Raw genomic sequence first — 18,126 nt, 5'->3', positions numbered from 1 at the left:
GACAAATATTGTGCGATACTTGCTAAAAAAATTGTACTTCCTATGCTGTCCGGGAAATTCCCTTTAACATGGACAGGACCATATTTTCTTCCTGATTGAAGCGACTGGCTACGCTTTTCTGTACTCTTTCAGTCGATGAGGTAAACTGATCCTTGCGTTCGCCATAGATTTCCTTGACCAGATCGACAGGAAAGCCCTTGCTTTCTGCGTTGGCAGCCAGCTTATCTATAGCCTTGGCGATCAGGCGGGACGCTCCGGTAGGACCGTGCTGCACGGAAGTGGACCAAAGGACTTCACGTACCGGCGCTGGCAGGGAATTCATATCAATACCGGTCTTTTCAAGAATCATTTTTGCAGCGGGATCGTAGTGGCTGCCCTGAATAAAATCGTGCTGCAATTTTTCGAAACCAGTGGGATCAGCTTCAGCTATCTGTTTCCAGATATCAGGCATTTCACCTTTCTTTGAACCTGTATCTGCAGGTCCGGCCCCAAGCAATTTATTAGCTACTTCCGGGGCCTTATCCTTTAAAAACTGGATAAATTCATCCATGGTCCCGGTTTTGGATGCTATCTGATACTTCCCATATGAAGTACCGCCAACACGGTCATATCCGATAGCGGATATTCCCTTTGAACCGGATTCGAATTTTGCGGATAAATTACCGGATACAAGCGATATGTCCATTTTTTTGACAGGAATATTGTCCGCAGCTGCAGCCTTAGCACGATAGGAATTCATGGCTTTAGCATTCTGCAGACCAGTCCCGCCCTGCAATCCTTTGATGGAATTAAGCGCGGTAAGGGCCTCCAGCATAAGCACATCATTCATGACCCCCATATCCATGCCGCTGGCAGAGAAGCCGTCATTGGAACCATCTGAAAACATTTTATTTGCCATCATAAGTTCCATATCAAAAGCTCCTGCCTTACCTTTCATGGCGGCAAGATTAGGAGTACTGCTTCCGCCAGTTCCGGAAACATTACCAAGCATCTTCATCATCGCTGCAATATCATTGGTCACATTGGTCATGGCTTACCTCTGTCAAAAAAATATTTTTTCAACATTGGTTTTGCAGCAAGTGTACCAACAGAGAACACCCTTGACAGCAACATCAAAAAGCCTACTCTCAAAAGTACTCCTCATCCATCAAGCACATAAAACACATCCATACAATATTCCCCAACTAAAGCGGAGAAAGAACATGCCCATAGAAAAATTCATTGAAACGGAATTCCCTTTTCATAAATTCCTCGGCATAAAAGTGGACAAAATAGAGACCGACTCTGTTCGCCTGTATATCCCCTTCAAAAAAGAACTCATCGGCCATGCAGATAATGAGATGATTCATGGCGGAGTGATTTCCACGCTGGCTGATATATGTGGAGGTTTTGCTGTTTGGACCCAATGTGAACGAAACGATTTTGTTGCCACGATTACGCTCAGCGTGGACTATTTAAGACCCGCAACAGCTCGCGATCTCTATGCTGAAGCAAAAGTCAGACTACTTGGCAACAAGGTTGGAAATGCCCACATTTCTATCTGGTCCGAAGGAGCACCAGACGTAAACGTTGCATAAGGACGAGGGGTATACAATATCAAACGCCGCAGAAAATCCTGATATACACAAAAAAGGAGCTTTCCGAATATTTCGAAAAGCTCCTTTTATTTATCAGAATCAAATAGAATCAATCATCATCCTTACCGTCATCAATGAGAAAGAGTTCCCTCTTTTTCTTCTCAAAAACCACAGCAGCACGGAAAGCCGCAAGAGCAATTGCCAGAATACTTAAGATCAAAATTAAACCTTTCTGAAACTCCCACTTCTGTCGAATAATCATATCTACAATGAAGTTCGATTGAAAATTATTCGAGTAATAGATCAGCAAAGGAATACACAGCAATGCCAAACCTAAAAATAACACTTCCAGCCAGATAAAACTTCTTCCCAAAAGCATGATAAACAAAGTTGAATCACGGATAACCCGCAGAGTTACCAGTCTTTTTCTAAGCTTTCTCAAGCGGTCATCAATGCGGTCCAAGTAGCGCTGAGTCTTGCGGAATGTTTCAGCTACGTTGAGCTGTTGAGTTTTAATCCAATAAATTTTATCTGCGCAATAGTTAAAATCACCATTAAATTCAGTCAAAAGCTTCGGAAACGGGAACCATGAAGCCTCACGCTGGACATCCAACAATTCCTCACGATAAATTTCAAGCTTCTTGTTGATGACCTTAATCTCGTATTCAACACGCTTCTCAATTTCTTGAGTAAGGCGGGCAATACCGCTGGTCAGCTGCCTGAAGGCTACATAGTTTTTGATCTTGGACAGCTTATTCATGCGATCCATAAAACGGGCAGCTTCATCGGCAAACTCATGTCCCTCCTCAAACCACTGTGCAATATCAGCAGAAAGAGTATCCATTCCCGAAGCTACTTCCTTAGCCTCTGCTTCGGCAATTTCCCAGAGCTCTCCCAACTCCTGCAAAACAGTCAGCCTGCCCCGGTCAAGTTCAGGATCAATCGCCACCCGGTTAAAATAATGGGGGTCCTTTTCGATTATGTGCTGAAAGGTAGAAATGGCCTGCTCCGCAAAGCCCATCTTAACCATACACACAGCTCGGCGATACTGGGGTTCAAGCCATTCAGAACACATATTCTGTGCCCTTTTATAAATATCACTGGCCTCACCGAACTCGCCCATAACTTCCTGCATCCTGCCCTGTAAATAGGCGAAATACCCCTGCTGCAATGGTGAGTAACAGAGCCTTTCAGCTTCCTGCCAATAAAAATATGCCTGTTCAAGGTCGCCCCCCTCAAGCTCATAAAAAGCCATCAAAGAGCGCGGCTGAAAACTGCGGCTGAACCTGATCATGGCATTCTTTATCAGGGTTTCAGCTTCACTTCTGGCACCGTTCTGCATAGCTTCAAAAGCTGACCAGATAAGCTCGCCCTCTTCCGGGCCCTGATCCTTGATACCGAGGGGCCAATCCTTACCCCGGCAACGCCAGACCAAATATAAGGTCCGCAACTGCGAAATCGCATTAATTGCAAACAAAGCCCGGGTGACAATCCCTTCATATCCTTTGCCCTTATGCAGAATTCTGGAAAACTCTTCGACAACATTTTCCTTACCCTGCATCTGCAAATCTATGTTCTGGAACCCCTCGTTGAACTTTTCACTGTCGATAGCCGCAAGCTGTTTCCAAACCACCGGATCAAGACCTTCCAAAGTCCGGCTGGGGCACTCTGAAGGGGAATGATTCTTCATACCGCAATAAAAGCAATCGTCCATCTCGCCCACGGAAACCCGACGAGAGATGGTTACGGAAATGGCAGCTGAACTGGTATCATGAACACCTTTTTTGAGGCTGACATGACACCATCCGTCCACATTTTCCTGTTCACTCCCGAAACGGACTTCATTTACCGCAAAATCGTTCCCCAGCAAAAATGCGTCCCGGTAGCGCAAGTGCGGACAATCAGGGGTGAGCTTGTCCCAATCAAGATTGACCTTACGGATGACCTCATCGTTAAAGCTCATGTTCAACTGCGGAACCAAAGCCATGACTGAAGGCCAGTAAGAAACTTCCTCGGCCTGCTCATTGTTCCTGACCCGATGAATGAGCATGAGCAACTCACGTAGAAAAGTCCTCAGCAAGGAAAAAGAAGCAATAGGCAGAATAACCTTAACGTCCGACGTGATGTACTGAATGCCCAGCTTTTGGAGCATAACCTGAACTTCGGAAAAAAATGAACGCCAGCCTTTGATGAATTCTTTGTCTGACGGATTGCCCACAGGGATAAGGATAAAATACCAACTCTGCAGAGAATCGTACCCCAACCCCTGATCAGGAACCAGAACCTGCCAGCCGGATTTTGATATTCCGGTTGGGGTTCTGGTATCTTCAAGATTCAACCCTGCAATAGCCTTTACCGAATCGGAAAGTTTAGGATGAATAAGTATCTCAAACTCAGTTGGCAGAGCTGTTTCCTGAGCAGTAAATTCGCTATCAACTTTTAGTGACAAATCGAGATTATAATCCACAAGGAGTGTTGCCGGCATCACCTGAATGTATACAGGCATAGGATTAAGTCTGGCCCAGAGTTCAAGGCGGGCAACCACCCGGAAAACATCATCACTGAAAAAGAACCAATAGGCCTGGTTGCGCTCCTCACTCATGAGCATACCGCCAAAATCCCGCATACTGCGGACAATGGAGTCTTCGAGAGTCTCGGCCCAGACCATCCAGACACCGAACCCGCGATTTACCATGCGTGAATGGCTGACAACCGGAAATTTTTCAAATAAGCTTGAAATAGAATACAAAACAACAACTCCTTACTTACGGAGGTACTATGGACATTTCAAAAAAAATTGCTGAACTCAAACAGGATCCTGAATTCGCCGATAACGTTGGCATGATCCTGATCCATAACGGAGTCGTCCGAGGCTGGTCGCGAGGTACCCGTGAAAAAGTAACCGGAATCGAAATCAAGGCCGATCACGACAAAATCGAACAAATCCGTCAGGAACATGAAAAGCATCCCGGAATTTATAAAATTGTGGCCCACGCTAACGAGGGCGTTTTCAAACCCGGCGATGATGTACTTTTCCTCATCGTAGCCGGAGATATCCGCGAAAACGTCAAGGCATGCCTCTCCAGCCTGCTTGACACAGTCAAAGCCGAAGCTTTTACTAAAAAAGAAGTTCTTGCCTAAAAAAATATCCAGAGGCCGGGTAATATTAAAACATCCCGGCCCTTTTAATTTTCAATAATTTCAGAAGGCAGAACATCCTCTCCCGCAATAATACCCTGAACCAGCCGTTCTATCCGCACGGCCTGTTCATCACGCCCCCGCTTCCTGCACCCACCTATATAAAAACCGGTCTTACGCTGAAGTTCATCAAGGGCCATGTTCCGCTCATCAGCAGTAAGAGTTCCTGCTTGAAGCAATTTCACTATAGCGTATATTCTGTATAAATCCAAACACCCTACGCTATTGGATAATTGATCCGGACGTCCGCCGTGTTTAATGGTCAGACGCTCACGCAACAGACCTACCGGATACTTTGTTCCGGCCCGTATCCAGAGATCATAATCCTCGCAGGCAGGCATATCTTCATCAAAAGGCCCCAGCTCCTCCCAGAATTTCCGGCTGAAAATTACACATGAAGGACTGACCATACACATTTCAAGCGAACGATCGAAAAACATTCCTTCCGGTTTTTCATGCTTTTTACACTGGTTGACCCGTTTGCCCTTACGAATCCATATTTCATCTGTCTGGCTGATTTCAAAACCAGCCTCAGCCATGAACGTCACCTGCTTCAAAAGCTTTTCCGGCACCCACTCATCATCGGAATCAAGCAAAGCAATCAAATCTCCACTGGAAGCAGCGATACCGTAATTGCGTGCGGCAGAAACTCCCCTGTTCTCCTGCCGGAGAATCTTCAACCGGGGATCATCGTATCCCGCCAGCCTTTCCGCAGTATCGTCAGTGGAACCATCATCCACTACCAGACATTCAAAATCAGTAAATTTCTGAGCCAGAACAGAATCCACAGCCCGGCATATCCGTTCAGCCCGGTTGTAAGTCGGTATAATTACGGAAACTTTGGGGTCATTATTAAGATCTTCCAATTAATCACCTGTATTATTACAATAAAAAAACATATCCATATCAAAACGTATTTGATCATGTTAATAAAAAAACATAGGCTGTGTATAGCAGCACAAGCACGGATTTTTTAACTGACAAATTGAATATCGGTTATTTTGCCCTACCCATTAGTTTTTTACGGAATATCATATACTCACATGCGAATTTTCCAAGTTATCAACGTCCGCTGGTTCAACGCCACTTCGTGGTATGCCCTTTACCTGAGCAAACTCCTGCAGGATGCCGGACACGAAATCCTTCTCATCACAGTCCCCGGCTCTGAAACCGAGGAAAAAGCCATCGAAATGGGTCTCAATGTAAAAACCATTGAATTGAACTCCGCCCATCCGCATAAACTCATCAAGGCTTGTGCCCAGGTCTATTCGCTGATTAAAAAGTACAAACCTCAAGTGGTAAACTGCCATCGCGGTGAAGCATTCTTCTGGTGGGGTATCCTGCGAAAGATGAGAATGGGTTACAAACTGGTCAGGACCAGAGGCGACCAGCGACTCCCCAAAAGCGACTTCTTCAACCGCTACCTGCATTCCAAGGTTGCTGATGCAGTCGTGGTGACTAACAAAAGAATGGCCGACCATTTTCTGAATAAAATGGAATTGGCCGAGAGCCGCCTTTGGCTGATCCATGGCGGTGTTGATAATGAAAAATTCTGCTTCGATCCCGAAGGACGCCAGCAGGCAAGGGATAAATTCGGTTTCAGTGAAGAGGATGTTGTCATCGGCATGCTCGGACGATTCGACCGGGTTAAAGGCCAAAAGGAACTCATCGAAGCTCTGGCTAAAACCCGCAACAACGTTCACGGTAAGAGCGTCAAGCTCTTCCTGATCGGCTTTCCTACAGCCACCAGCAAGCATGAAGTGGAGACATGGCTGACCGATAACGGGTTGACCGATATCACCTCCATCAGCGGAAAATGCGAAGACGTAACCGCCTGTATTTCAGCCATGGATATCGGAGTAATCGCTTCGCTCTGGTCTGAAACCATTGCCCGTGCCGCATTGGAAATCATGGCCTGCAAAAGACCGCTGATATCATCATCAGTCGGTGTAATGCCTGACCTCCTGCCGAAGGAAGCTCTTGTGCCCCCGCAGGATGTCAATCAACTTTCGCTCAAGCTGACTGAAGCAATCAACGATCCTGAATTCAGACAAAGACTTCTCACTGAGCACAAAAGGACCATGTCTCAGCTCTCAGGAGAAGACTTCCTGAAAAGAACTATGACTCTATATCAAGGTATATTGTAAGGCCTTCCCCTGCCCCCGGAGGCAAAGATTACTCAGGTCCAAAGGTGGAACGGATTTTTTCGAGTTGCCGTGAGACTTCGTAAATTGTCCGGGCGTAGACCATGGAATGGTTGTAGCGATAGATCACTTTGAGCTTCTTTTTCTTGCTCAGGGAATTTTTCCAGCCGTGCCGTTTAAAAAAACTTGCCATGCTGTAAAGGGCATCCTCACGGCTGAAAAGATCGATACGCCCGTCTTTATCGCCATCTACAGCGTAATGAACAGCGGTACTGGGCATAAACTGGCAAATCCCAAAAGCACCATAGGGAGAGCCGGGAATTTCAGTAGGAACGATAGAATTTTCCGAAGAGAATTTCAGTAAAGCTGAAAGTTCCCGATAAGCCCAGTCAGCCTTTTTCTTGGTTCGTTTTTTAAGCCAGACCATATCTTCTTCTTCCAGCTTTTCGTAACCGAGTTCATCAAAAAATCTCAGAGGATCAGGACTTGCTGCCATGTTGGCGAGGTTATTAAAGGCCGGAGCATCACCGAGGGTAAAACCCAGCTTGGTCTCGACCAACAAGAGGGCTACCAGCACAGACGGCGCTACACCGTACTCTTTATCTATATCCTGCAACAATGCGTAATGCTCGCGGAGATAGGAGTATCCTCCTGCCAGCATGATCGGGCCGACATATCTTTCATCAAACTCCTTTTCCCGGGCAACTTTCTTTGCCGGTGGCTCGAATCTCCGCTTGAGCAAAGCCCGCATCTTTCGAGACATCATAGCCGAATCATACTTCAAGGAACTGGCGGAAAAAACAGTATCCACATACTCGCGGTTAAATCCGTCAGCCACGAGTTTATCTTTAAGATCATCCCAGCTGTGCGAATCTCCGGCGTGAACAATGCCGCCACTTCCCAGAAAAAGAATAAGAAAAAATACTGCCAGTTTCCTGAACATTTTACAGTCTAAACTCCGTTAAAGCCTGTTCATGGGCACATTAGCCATTTCTTCTTCAAAATCGTCGTCTATGTATTCCGAATAATCAGCTACATTAAATTTACTGCCGCAAGACCCGCAGCGCAAAAATACCCCGCGTCACTCGCGGTGGGTATACAGATCTCCGCCACACTTGCTGCAACGCCCATCTTGATCAGGACCGTTGTCACGCTTCTTATTAAAAAGGCTTCGCCCACTAAACATTGTTTCCTCCACTCATGAGCAATATAAATTCCATCAAAGCCCGATGTCCACAATAAAAATCCGGCAGACTGCCTGCTGGCAATCTGCCGGATAAAATCAATCAGATTAGAGTAATGTAATCCCGGTCCTTAATTAGTTTTAAGGGAGGGGTTCATATCACCCATCGCAACGTAGAGCTTAGCAAGTGCAACCTGATAGTCGGACAGAGCCTGAATCAACTGGGCTTCACTATCACTCAAGCGAGACTGGGCGTTGAGCACTTCGTTGTTGGTGCTGACCTGAGCCTGATAACGGGCCATGGCCATTCTGTAACCTTCGCGACCAGCTTCAACGGACTTACGTCCAACACCGATACGGTCAGCGGCAGCCTTGAGGCTGAGCAGTTGGTCTTTAATTTCATAGGAAGCTTCAAGACGGGTGTTATCAAACTCGGCCTTGATTTTCTTTACGTTGTCTTCAGCGCGCTTGGTGTCATAGTAAGTCTGACCCCAGCTGAAAACTTCCCAGTTCAGGTTCGCGCCCACATTCCAGGAATCGGGACGGTTACGATAATTGTATTTGTTGGTGCTGACGGAAGGGTCGTCGCCGTCACTACTGTAGTTAAAGTCAGCAGTAATATCGGGATAAAAACCGCTCTCGGCGATGGTTACATCTTCTTCTGAAATTTCGACAGCCTTACGGGCAATCTTCAGGTCGGGACGGCCCTTGTCAGCTTTATCGATGCACTGGTCAAGAGTCATGGAAAAAGGCAGGTAAGTCAGCTCACCGGAGTAGTCCACTTTTTTCTCGATGGGCAGGTTGAGCAATGTGTTCAATCTGGCAGCCCTTGAATCCACGGAGTTCTTGGCGATAAGCAGATCCTGCTCTGCGTTGGCAAGTTCAACTTCAGCCTGCAGAACATCAACTCTCGGACGAAGACCGACCTGATAAAAAGCCTGAATAACATCAAGCTGGGATTGCAGACGGGCAACAGAGTCCTGCTTACTTTTAACTTCCATACGGCCCTGCAGCAGGGTCAGGAAAGAAGTCTGAATATTGCTAATGAGTGTCAGCTCTGCATTGTAAAGGCTGGCCTCGGTAGAAGCACGCTGCAGCTTGGTTTTCTGGTACTTGGAAAGCAGTTCAAAACCTTTAAAGACAGGCTGGCTGACATTAATTGAAAAAGCCCACTGATCTTGATAGCCGGCAGGAGTATCTCCTGAGCGGGGTGTATCGTTAAAGTGAGTGTAGCCGTACTTGGCAGTAACAGGACCACCGAAGGCTCCGCGCTGTCTCTTGACATCGCTCTCAGCAGCCAGCAGGTCTTTGCGGGCAGCAATAATGGAGGGATTCTGTTTCAGTCCGAGCTTTACACACTCTTCAAGGGTGAGTGTCATCTCAGCACCGACAGAGTCGTCAGTGACGGCCTGCGGAACCTGTGTGGCAGCCTCCTCCATGGAGACCGGTGCTTTAGCTTCACCGAGAGTGTTTTCTCCCTGTTCCTGCGCATAGGCAAAAGAAACTGAAGACAGCATGAAAATCAAAACTAATAAAAACGGAATATTGCGTTTCATTCTACACATCCTGAACGTGTGGTTATTATCTTTGGAAGAATTAATATACAAAAATCAAAACCTATATAGATGTTCCCGCGCAAGGAATCAAGCATCAATTTTGTTTTAAACACTAGGAAACAACCGCACAATCGGTTTTATCTCCCTGTAACTTATCCACGGTATGTTTCAGAGCAGGCAGTACAGCTTCAAGGCTTTCCCGCACAGCTTTAGGACTACCGGGAAAATTAACTACAACACTTTCCCCCAACGTACCGGCAACAGCACGCGAAATCATGGCATGGGGAGTCTTTGCCAATCCGGTAGCAGTAATGGCCCTTTCGAATCCGGGCAATCTCTTTTCAATTACCGCAAGGGTCGCTTCAGGTGAAACATCACGCGGCCCTACACCTGTCCCGCCTGTGGTCATGATCAGGTCATAACCATCCACATGGGCCAGATGCATAAGCAATGCTTTCAAGTCAGTGCACTCATCAGGGATCAGATAACCCTGAGCAATGGAAACCGGAAGTGCATTTTTTATCATTTCGGCAATAAGCGGTCCGGCTTTGTCTTTCCTTTCGCCTGCAGCACCCTTATCACTTAAAGTAACGTAAGCGATGGAATAGCCTTCTTTTTTTATAGTCAAAGGAGCAACTCCATCAGGCAATTCACCTATGATCTCGGCAATCCATGATTTTGCTCCCGGAACACCGGAAGTCCAAAATCCGGACATAATGCGCAATAGATCGACTCCACCGCTTTCAAGCACCATTCCGGCCCGCAGCCCTTTGGCACAGCCGGAAAGAGCAGCACAGACACATCCATTCGGCAGGAATCCCGAATCACCTAACACAATTAGACTTCCGAGACCTGCTCCATTTGTCGTAGAAAAATCACATTCAAGCACAAAAAAACTCCTTATCAAAATCAGGCCAGCAATACAGCCAGAATCCCGGTAATAAAAATTCCGTCAAAAGTACCGGCCCCGCCGATGGAAACAACAGGTGCATCAAGCACCCGCCGGGTGGCCGGAGTAGCCAGGTGCAGCAAGTCCGCACCTATCAGGGTACCGAGACTTCCCGCAACATAAGCCGCTATAGGTGCCATTTCACCCTGAACAAAGATCAAGGCCGCAAGTGCGGTAATTAATGGCGGGATAAGCACCGGGATACCGATCCCGACACCGGGAATGGGCCGGGCAAGGGCATAAGTTGCCGCACTCACCAATGCCACACAAAGCAGGATGGGAAAATCAAAACCGGACCTGCTGAGCAAAGACAAGGACAGCAGAACCGGAATAACACAACCGCCCAAATTAACTGCGACCACCTGATTGGTCAGGGTTGCGGCTTCACGCTGAACGTCCATGGGAGAATAGGGATTAAACATACGAACCCGTCTGATACGCACATCAGGGACAAGCCTTTCTGAACGGAATACCGGAATATTAACTCCGCTCCCGAACAAAGTGGCTATCAGCAGCAGAAACCCCTGTCCCGCAGTCAGCCCCAGCTTCGAGAAAGCCACGGTAACGAGACCAACCTGTACAAATATAAACAAAAAGAATATGAGGACAAAAAAAATGACGCCCAGAAAAAATACTGTGGGCAGTGAAAACATGGGGCCGCGCATAGAACGTAAACTCCTTGTTTGCGGATATGGACAAATTCAGGCTATTTAATGCTATAAATGCAGACACCTCAAGAATTTATTGTTAATTTAATTATGGCTTACCAGAGATAATCACTGCGAGGAAGGTATAATATGAAAGGAATTATTCTGGCCGGGGGATCCGGCACAAGACTTTATCCCCTGACAAGAGTGGTCAGTAAACAGCTTCTGCCTGTTTATGACAAACCCATGATCTACTACCCGCTTTCCATCCATATGATGTCGGGCATCCGTGATATCCTGATAATATCCACACCGGAAGACCTGCACAGATTTGAAGACCTTCTCGGTGACGGATCAAATCTGGGGATCAACATTTCATATAAGATCCAGCCTAAACCAGAAGGTTTGGCGCAAGCTTTCATTATTGGTGAAGATTTCATCGGCAATGACAGCGTAAGTCTGATTCTGGGCGACAACATCTTTTACGGGCATGACCTTCCGCACATCCTGCAAAAAACCGCTGAACTTGAGGAAGGCGGAACTGTTTTTGCGTACGCGGTCAAGGACCCAAAACGGTACGGCGTAGTTGAATTCGACAAGAACCAGACCGTAATCAGCATTGAAGAAAAGCCGGAAATCCCCAAATCAAAATTTGCAGTAACCGGACTTTATTTTTACGATAACTCGGTCATTGATATCGCCAAAAACATCCAGCCCTCTGCACGCGGAGAGCTGGAAATCACAGATGTGAACAATGAATACCTCAAACGCGGCAAGCTTAATGTTGAACTTCTCGGCCGAGGGTATGCATGGCTGGACATGGGCACCCACCAATCATTGCTCCGCGCCGCTTCATATGTGGAAGCTGTTCAGGAAAGACAGGGATTCATGCTCGCCTGTCTGGAAGAAATTGCCTTCCGCATGGGCTATATATCACTTGCTGACCTGAAAGACATGGCCACAGATATGCTCAAAAACGACTACGGTCAGTATTTAATGGAAATCTACAACGACGCAAAGGCGAAGAGTTAATGAAAAAAACAATTATCACGTTAATTATCACCTTGGCCCTGCTGACACCCTGCTCAGCATTCTGCGGAACCCCGGATCTCTCAGCACAGTTTGACAAGCTTTCAGGAGTTGAAGCCTCCTTCAGAACTCTGGGAATGAAAATCGACAAGATAACCGGGGCCGACACCAAACCCGACCGGGTATACGCCCTGCAGGACATGGCCGACATGTGTAAAAGCAGCAAAATGCAGGTACATAGCCTGACCGCCCTGTTTTCAGTGGTCAAACTCGTAAAAAGCGAAAAGAAATTTGAAAACAGTGAAGCGGCGCTGCTTAAAAAGAAATGCGGTTATGCATACAACGACTTCAATAGGCGCAAAACATTCATCAGGGATATTCTAGCCAAAGCAAAAGATCAGAAAGTAAAAGATCTGGCTCATATTTTCGACGCACAACTGGAAATAGTGCTGGAACAATTGGCAGCAATAAACAGCAAATTCAAATAAAAAAAGGCCCGCAAATGCGGGCCTTTTTTTATTTGAAAAGCACTAAAAGTCTTTTCTAAAATTTCTTAATGATGACCTTCGTTTTTGGTTTCATCAATCCTGCGAAAGATCATGAAGAGCATCCATGCAAGATAGCCAAAAATAAGAGATACACCTACAAAGCCAGCAGTGGAACTGTGGCCCATGTTGCTGATAAGTTCGCCGATCATTCCCAAATACCTCCAAGTATTTAACCCGATTCATTACAAAAATTTTAATTAGTCTTCGCTATATTTCTCAATAATGTCAAGCTCTAGTTTAAGTATAAATATTGACAAACTGCTTCATATATATAAGATAACAAAGAGTAGAGAATTAAATTAAGCTTAACAATCCTAGCGAATTATATTGACTGCTAATAGTTGTTACTTTTTTAATTTCATTAGGGGATGAGAATGGGGAAGGATAATACAGACAACAAACCCGGACTGATGGGCAAGCTTAAAACCAAGCTGGACCGCATGCTTGGCCGAAGTTCAGACGAATCGCTGGACATTGAATTCAAACCGCAAAAAAATATCCCCGCTGCACGTGGAGCCTTCAGGATTGACGTGGACAACATGCATGTCATTTGCCGTGTACCAAGAGTCAAATGCCGCATACTGGACATCAGCGCCAGCGGTATCGGTTTTGTCAGCAGCAAAGAATTTCAAGTTGGAACGATCATAGATGCAGTACTGCTCTGGTCCGGAAAACCTGTTCTAAAAAACGTAAAGCTTAAAATAGCCAGAAGAACCCCGAAAATAGTGGGCTGTGAATTTATCGAGCTTGAAAGATCTCAGGACAAAGTAATCAGTAAGATAGTACTTGCCGCCCAGAAACGTTTAATCGAGAAAAAACACTCCGGCAAACATCCTGACACAACAGAAGAAGAAATGGCGAAAGAAATCGAAGCCCAGAAAAAACGCGGTGTCACTCCTGCCTCCAAAAAGAAAATTAAGCTCTAACCCCGAATTTAAGACGGGAATTACGGGAAAAGTTCATGAAAACAGTTATTCTTGACAGCTATACACTAAATCCCGGAGATAACCCGTGGACAGAACTGGAAGAAATTTGTGAACTGGTCGTATATGACCGCACTAAGCCGGAACAGATCCTTGAAAGAGCCGCTGAAGCGGACATCATCCTGACCAACAAGACTGTACTGGACACGGACACCATCAAGGCTCTACCCAAGCTCAAATTTATTTCAGTACTTGCGACCGGTTACAACGTGGTCGATCTGGATGCGGCCGCAGCCAGAGGCATCCCGGTATCAAATGTCCCGGGATACTCCCCTCCTTCGGTTGCCCAGCATGTTTTTGCCATGATTCTTAATCACGCCAACAGAGTGGCACTGCACGATCAGGCTGTAAAAGAAGGCCAATGGGCGCAGCAGGAAGATTTCTGTTTCTGGAACGCACCGCTCATCGAACTGGCCGGGAAAAAAATGGGCATTGTGGGATTCGGGGCCATCGGCCAGATGGTTGGAGCCATCGCCAATTCTTTCGGCATGGACGTTCTAGCCTATGCACCGAGGCCGAAATCTGAACCGGAATACACCCCGTTTCACTTCGTCTCTCTTGAAGAACTCTTCCGGCAAGCTGATTTCGTATCCCTTCACTGCCCGCTGACCGCTGAAAATGAAAAATTTATCAACAAAAAACTGCTTTCGACCATGAAAGCAAATGCATACTTGATCAACACCGCCCGCGGCCCTCTCATTGACGAAGCAGATTTAGCAGAAGCACTGACAGAAGGAGTTATAGCCGGAGCTGCGCTTGACGTAGTAGAAAAAGAACCAATGCTCCCCGGCAATCCCCTTTCTGGAACGCCTAATTTGACAATTACCCCTCATATTGCATGGGCAACCCTTGAGGCCCGCTCAAGACTTACCGAAATTACCGTGGCTAATGTAAAAGCCTTTATGCAAGGAAAGGCAGCAAATGTAGTTAACGGGGTATAAAGTATATCGCTAAATAAAAAAGGCTGACATAGATATTATGTCAGCCCTTTTTATTTAAAATTCATTTAATTGCGTAAAATTATCAGACTTCACCAGCACCGTATTTCTGGACAGCTGAGATCAGGTCTGCCTTACGAACAGGTTTGGTCAAAAAGTAATCACAACCAACTTCATAGGCCTTATCTTCATTTTCCGGCAGAGCATGTGCAGTAACAGCTACAATAGGTGTCTTTTCCCGGCTGTGTTCTTTCTCAAAACCGCGCATAAGTGTAGTAGCCTCGTAACCGTCAGTTACAGGCATTTCGATGTCCATGAGGACTACATCGTATTCTTTACGTTGGAACAACTCAAAAGCTTCACTGCCGTTTTCAGCCACATCAATGGAATACGGAAACTTCTTCAGGTACAATTGCACCAGAAGCACATTGTTCTCACAATCTTCTGCAAGTAAAATATTCAAAGGCCTGACCGCTCCATCCAAAACTTTTACACCGACAGCATTTTTTTCTGCATTAAGCATTTATATACCCTGCACTAAGTCAAAAACAGACACCCTAAGGCAACCTGTCCCCCCTTTGACCCGACCACATTTGATATACTAACACATTGCCAAAAGCAACCGCCCATAGAAACAAAATAACACAGTTAAACAAAGGCGCAAGGGCTAACTTATTCTCTTCCGGACATTGCCCTGACCTTTACCGCAAAAAGATCTAAATCATTAGGTTCCCCATCCTTATGATCATCCGGATAAAGAAGTGCGGACATAAAGAAGACACTGCCAACCTGAAGGGACTGGGAGGCAGTAAGGGAAAAACGTTCAATGCGCTCTTTTACCTCATACGGAGCGGATTCAACCAATGACTCAAGTTCATCGGAAAGCCCTGCCAATACCATTGCTTTCCGGCGCATCAATTCTCTATAGCCATTGTCGTCATTTTTTTCATAAAGTACTTCACGCGCTTCTTCTTCAATCTCGCGAATCTGTATGGCAATATTTTCGAGACGATCCGCCAGCAATTCATATGGATTACCGGAAACCATAACTCCTCCAGCTTTTGTTTTACAGGGATATTATGACCCGGCCAAACCAAAAGCAAGAGGAGTTACAAAAATTCTGCCAGTGCTGAGCAATTATAGTGAGCCGCACATATGCCTATAGTTTCCGCACTCAATTTTGTTTATGAAAGGGCATGGGCTTTTCATAAACCACTTCTTGCGCGGACACCAGAAACGATCCTTAAACGGCTCGTTGCATCCGTCGGATGTCAACTTTTTTCTACGCTGATTACCAATTGTTATATAGTTACCTTCGGTGCGTACTTCAATGAGAGTCATAATGACCTCCACCGGCTTGCTTCAGCTCATACTGACTGAATCCTCCTTTGGGCCGTTACCTGATTTACAATCTTCTACAACTGAAATATATTATGCACCTAATATGCCATACTCAGCAGATAGGGTATTCTTTCCCTTTACATCCTGAAAAAATGGTCATAACAGATAACGTTTGCATTTATCATCACAGCGAAATAAATCCGGCAGTGCCAAAAGGGTGACAGTCGGTTCAAGGAGCATACTTTGCCAATACTTTCAGCCAGCACAGGAATAACCAGATACAGAATTCTGGAAGAAGTCAGCGATGATCTGATCCGGGAAATACCCGAAAAATTAGCTAAATTCGCATTCAAGGACATCGACCATACCGCTGAAGAACGTTCCTTCGGCTGGGTAAACATGGATGATATGCTTGATGACAAATGGGCTGTATCACCGCCGGAAAAGGCCCAGTACTTCACCTTTTCCCTGCGCCTTGATACCCGCAGAATTCAGCCCGCAGTTCTGAAAAAGCATTTCCAGATCGCGCTGAACCATGAGCTTGCTGAAGCCAAGAAAGAGGGAAAAAATTTCATCTCCCGCGACCGCAAAAGGGAAATCAAGGAACAAGTTACCCTCAAGCTGCGCGCACGCTCCCTGCCCATTCCGGCAGTTTTCGACGTGGTTTGGAACGTACCGGAAAACCGGGTTTACCTTGCTGCCACCAACTCCAAGGTAATGGACCTGTTTACGGACCATTTTTCAGACACTTTCGAACTGACCCTTGAACCGCTGACTCCCTTCTTTCTGGCCATGGAAATCCTCGGCGAAGAGGCTGTACAGAAACTCGAATCGCTCGACCCCACCTACTTTGTAGGATAGGGAATCAAAGAATCTACTCAAAGGAGCACCAGTTATGGACCTCATGATGTTAGCCGAAAGGGAAAACACTCTTCTGGGTCAGGACTTCCTGACCTGGCTCTGGTATAAAAGTGAAATTCAGGACGGAATGTTTGAACTGGATAACGGCGAACGCTTCTTGCTCTACATGGAACAACGCATGTCAGTTCAGGGCGGCGACGGCGAGAACGTTGACACCGCCACAGTAAACTCCGCAAGCGGAGATATGACCGAAGTTCTCTACGGCCTGCGCACCGGAAAGAAAGTCACCCGCTGTCAGTTGAAGATGGAGATCGACGAAAACCTCTGGCAGGTTCAGCTCAAGGCTGAAGATTTCACCATGAGCGGGCTGAAAACTCCCAAAGTGGAAATGAAAGACGAGGAAGGGGACGACCCGGACGCAAAATTTCTGGAAAAGATTTATTTGATCGAAAAATGTATCTCCCTCTTTGACCACGTCTTTAAAGAATTCATCACCGTCCGCATCTCGGAACAGTGGAAGGACGAAGTTTCACGTTTCCAGAGCTGGCTGCGCGAAGGAGAAAAATAGGCATGGCTAAAATCACATTGGCAGCATTCGGGGACAGCTTAACCGAAGGTTACGGTCTTCCTGCTTACAGTTCCCTTCCGGCACAGCTTGAACGCAAACTGCTTGAAGAAGGCTTCCATGTGGCAATTAATAATTTCGGCCTGTCCGGGGACACTTCCGCGGACGGGCTATTCCGCCTTGCCAATGTTATTGAAAGTGAACCGGATGCAGCATACATCGAATTCGGTGCAAATGACTGTTTCCAGCTCATGGACCCCGAACAGACCAAAATAAACCTCTCCCGCATGGTCGAAGCTTTTCAGGAAGCAAAAATTCCTGTCCTGCTGCTGGGCTTCAAACCCATGAATTTCACCCCGCAATCCTACTCCTCTGAATTTAAGCGCATCTTCACAGACGTTGCCGATAAATTCAGCGTTCCCCTCTACCCGTCTTTGACCGAAGGGATCGGTGAACTGCCCGAATTCTACCAATCCGACGGAGTACACCCAAACAGCGAAGGTGTAGCGGTAATGGTCGATAAAATGTTCTCGGCATTCAAATCCTTTCTGGAGTCCATCTCCGGGTAATTAATATTGTTTTTTCCACGCAGCCCATGTATCTTTTG

Annotated in this window: 21 protein-coding genes; 10 read left to right on the top strand and 11 right to left on the bottom strand. The window is 46.3% G+C overall.

Annotated features, from left to right (window positions below; genetic code table 11):
* Positions 1-40: 40 nt before the first annotated feature.
* Positions 41-1,030, bottom strand: coding sequence for a hypothetical protein (locus tag ACKU40_RS02630; protein ID WP_320174989.1), 990 nt, complete (start codon positions 1,028-1,030; stop codon positions 41-43).
* A gap of 172 nt (positions 1,031-1,202) precedes the next feature.
* On the opposite strand from ACKU40_RS02630, the gene ACKU40_RS02625 reads away from it, so the two are divergent.
* Positions 1,203-1,577: a PaaI family thioesterase gene (locus ACKU40_RS02625; RefSeq protein WP_320174988.1), complete on the top strand. Its 375-nt coding sequence runs from the start codon at positions 1,203-1,205 to the stop codon at positions 1,575-1,577.
* Between the two features lie 109 nt (positions 1,578-1,686).
* Here the strand turns inward: ACKU40_RS02625 and ACKU40_RS02620 are convergent, their stop codons facing one another.
* Positions 1,687-4,326, bottom strand: coding sequence for a hypothetical protein (locus tag ACKU40_RS02620; RefSeq protein ID WP_320174987.1), 2,640 nt, complete (start codon positions 4,324-4,326; stop codon positions 1,687-1,689).
* Between the two features lie 29 nt (positions 4,327-4,355).
* Between ACKU40_RS02620 and ACKU40_RS02615 the strand changes: the two genes are divergently transcribed.
* Entirely contained in the window at positions 4,356-4,718 is a 363-nt protein-coding gene (locus ACKU40_RS02615; RefSeq protein ID WP_320174986.1) for a molybdenum cofactor biosynthesis protein MoaE, read from the top strand.
* Between the two features lie 44 nt (positions 4,719-4,762).
* On the opposite strand, the gene ACKU40_RS02610 is transcribed toward ACKU40_RS02615, so the two are convergent.
* Positions 4,763-5,641 (bottom strand): glycosyltransferase, encoded by an 879-nt coding sequence (locus tag ACKU40_RS02610; protein WP_320174985.1) that lies wholly within the window; start codon positions 5,639-5,641, stop codon positions 4,763-4,765.
* A gap of 177 nt (positions 5,642-5,818) precedes the next feature.
* Between ACKU40_RS02610 and ACKU40_RS02605 the strand changes: the two genes are divergently transcribed.
* Complete coding sequence (locus tag ACKU40_RS02605; protein WP_320174984.1) at positions 5,819-6,922, top strand: glycosyltransferase; 1,104 nt, start codon at positions 5,819-5,821, stop codon at positions 6,920-6,922.
* 28 nt (positions 6,923-6,950) lie between these two features.
* Here ACKU40_RS02605 and ACKU40_RS02600 read toward each other — a convergent pair whose 3' ends face one another.
* The 5 genes from ACKU40_RS02600 to ACKU40_RS02580 all read right to left on the bottom strand — a co-directional run bounded on the left by ACKU40_RS02600 (position 6,951) and on the right by ACKU40_RS02580 (position 11,272).
* Entirely contained in the window at positions 6,951-7,862 is a 912-nt protein-coding gene (locus ACKU40_RS02600; protein ID WP_320174983.1) for a lytic murein transglycosylase, read from the bottom strand.
* A gap of 18 nt (positions 7,863-7,880) precedes the next feature.
* Positions 7,881-8,105: a dual CXXC motif small (seleno)protein gene (locus ACKU40_RS02595; protein WP_407944322.1), complete on the bottom strand. Its 225-nt coding sequence runs from the start codon at positions 8,103-8,105 to the stop codon at positions 7,881-7,883.
* A 128-nt stretch (positions 8,106-8,233) separates the two neighbouring features.
* Positions 8,234-9,658, bottom strand: a complete 1,425-nt coding sequence (locus ACKU40_RS02590) for a TolC family protein (protein ID WP_320174982.1) — start codon at positions 9,656-9,658, stop codon at positions 8,234-8,236.
* Between the two features lie 112 nt (positions 9,659-9,770).
* Positions 9,771-10,547 (bottom strand): MogA/MoaB family molybdenum cofactor biosynthesis protein, encoded by a 777-nt coding sequence (locus ACKU40_RS02585; protein WP_320174981.1) that lies wholly within the window; start codon positions 10,545-10,547, stop codon positions 9,771-9,773.
* Between the two features lie 20 nt (positions 10,548-10,567).
* Positions 10,568-11,272 (bottom strand): DUF1614 domain-containing protein, encoded by a 705-nt coding sequence (locus ACKU40_RS02580; protein ID WP_320174980.1) that lies wholly within the window; start codon positions 11,270-11,272, stop codon positions 10,568-10,570.
* Between the two features lie 132 nt (positions 11,273-11,404).
* Here ACKU40_RS02580 and rfbA point away from each other — a divergent pair, with 132 nt between their 5' ends.
* Both rfbA and ACKU40_RS02570 read left to right on the top strand, forming a co-directional pair.
* Complete coding sequence (gene rfbA / locus ACKU40_RS02575) at positions 11,405-12,286, top strand: glucose-1-phosphate thymidylyltransferase RfbA (RefSeq protein WP_320174979.1); 882 nt, start codon at positions 11,405-11,407, stop codon at positions 12,284-12,286.
* Positions 12,286-12,771, top strand: a complete 486-nt coding sequence (locus ACKU40_RS02570) for a hypothetical protein (RefSeq protein ID WP_320174978.1) — start codon at positions 12,286-12,288, stop codon at positions 12,769-12,771. Before rfbA ends, ACKU40_RS02570 begins: the two co-directional genes overlap by 1 nt.
* 65 nt (positions 12,772-12,836) lie before the next feature.
* On the opposite strand, the gene ACKU40_RS02565 is transcribed toward ACKU40_RS02570, so the two are convergent.
* On the bottom strand, positions 12,837-12,980 hold the full coding sequence (locus ACKU40_RS02565; protein WP_320174977.1) for a hypothetical protein: 144 nt from the start codon (positions 12,978-12,980) through the stop codon (positions 12,837-12,839).
* A 225-nt stretch (positions 12,981-13,205) separates the two neighbouring features.
* On the opposite strand from ACKU40_RS02565, the gene ACKU40_RS02560 reads away from it, so the two are divergent.
* Positions 13,206-13,757 (top strand): PilZ domain-containing protein, encoded by a 552-nt coding sequence (locus ACKU40_RS02560; protein ID WP_320174976.1) that lies wholly within the window; start codon positions 13,206-13,208, stop codon positions 13,755-13,757.
* Between the two features lie 35 nt (positions 13,758-13,792).
* Positions 13,793-14,755, top strand: coding sequence for a D-2-hydroxyacid dehydrogenase (locus tag ACKU40_RS02555; protein ID WP_320174975.1), 963 nt, complete (start codon positions 13,793-13,795; stop codon positions 14,753-14,755).
* Between the two features lie 82 nt (positions 14,756-14,837).
* On the opposite strand, the gene ACKU40_RS02550 is transcribed toward ACKU40_RS02555, so the two are convergent.
* Positions 14,838-15,275, bottom strand: a complete 438-nt coding sequence (locus tag ACKU40_RS02550) for a response regulator (RefSeq protein ID WP_320174974.1) — start codon at positions 15,273-15,275, stop codon at positions 14,838-14,840.
* Positions 15,276-15,424: 149 nt separating this feature from the next.
* A complete protein-coding gene (locus ACKU40_RS02545) occupies positions 15,425-15,799 on the bottom strand; it encodes a hypothetical protein (RefSeq protein WP_320174973.1) in 375 nt (124 codons plus the stop codon).
* Positions 15,800-16,336: 537 nt separating this feature from the next.
* Between ACKU40_RS02545 and rdgC the strand changes: the two genes are divergently transcribed.
* From rdgC to ACKU40_RS02530, 3 genes are read left to right on the top strand one after another with little or no spacing between them, the layout of a single operon-like run.
* A complete protein-coding gene (gene rdgC, locus ACKU40_RS02540; RefSeq protein WP_320174972.1) occupies positions 16,337-16,954 on the top strand; it encodes a recombination-associated protein RdgC in 618 nt (205 codons plus the stop codon).
* Between the two features lie 34 nt (positions 16,955-16,988).
* Positions 16,989-17,522, top strand: coding sequence for a hypothetical protein (locus ACKU40_RS02535; RefSeq protein WP_320174971.1), 534 nt, complete (start codon positions 16,989-16,991; stop codon positions 17,520-17,522).
* Between the two features lie 2 nt (positions 17,523-17,524).
* Complete coding sequence (locus tag ACKU40_RS02530; protein ID WP_320174970.1) at positions 17,525-18,088, top strand: arylesterase; 564 nt, start codon at positions 17,525-17,527, stop codon at positions 18,086-18,088.
* Positions 18,089-18,126: the final 38 nt, after the last annotated feature.

This window comes from Maridesulfovibrio sp. (assembly GCF_963666665.1).
Lineage (GTDB): Bacteria > Desulfobacterota > Desulfovibrionia > Desulfovibrionales > Desulfovibrionaceae > Maridesulfovibrio.
Note: the sequence above shows the minus strand (reverse complement) of the source record. Positions and strands in the feature narration are given on the sequence as shown.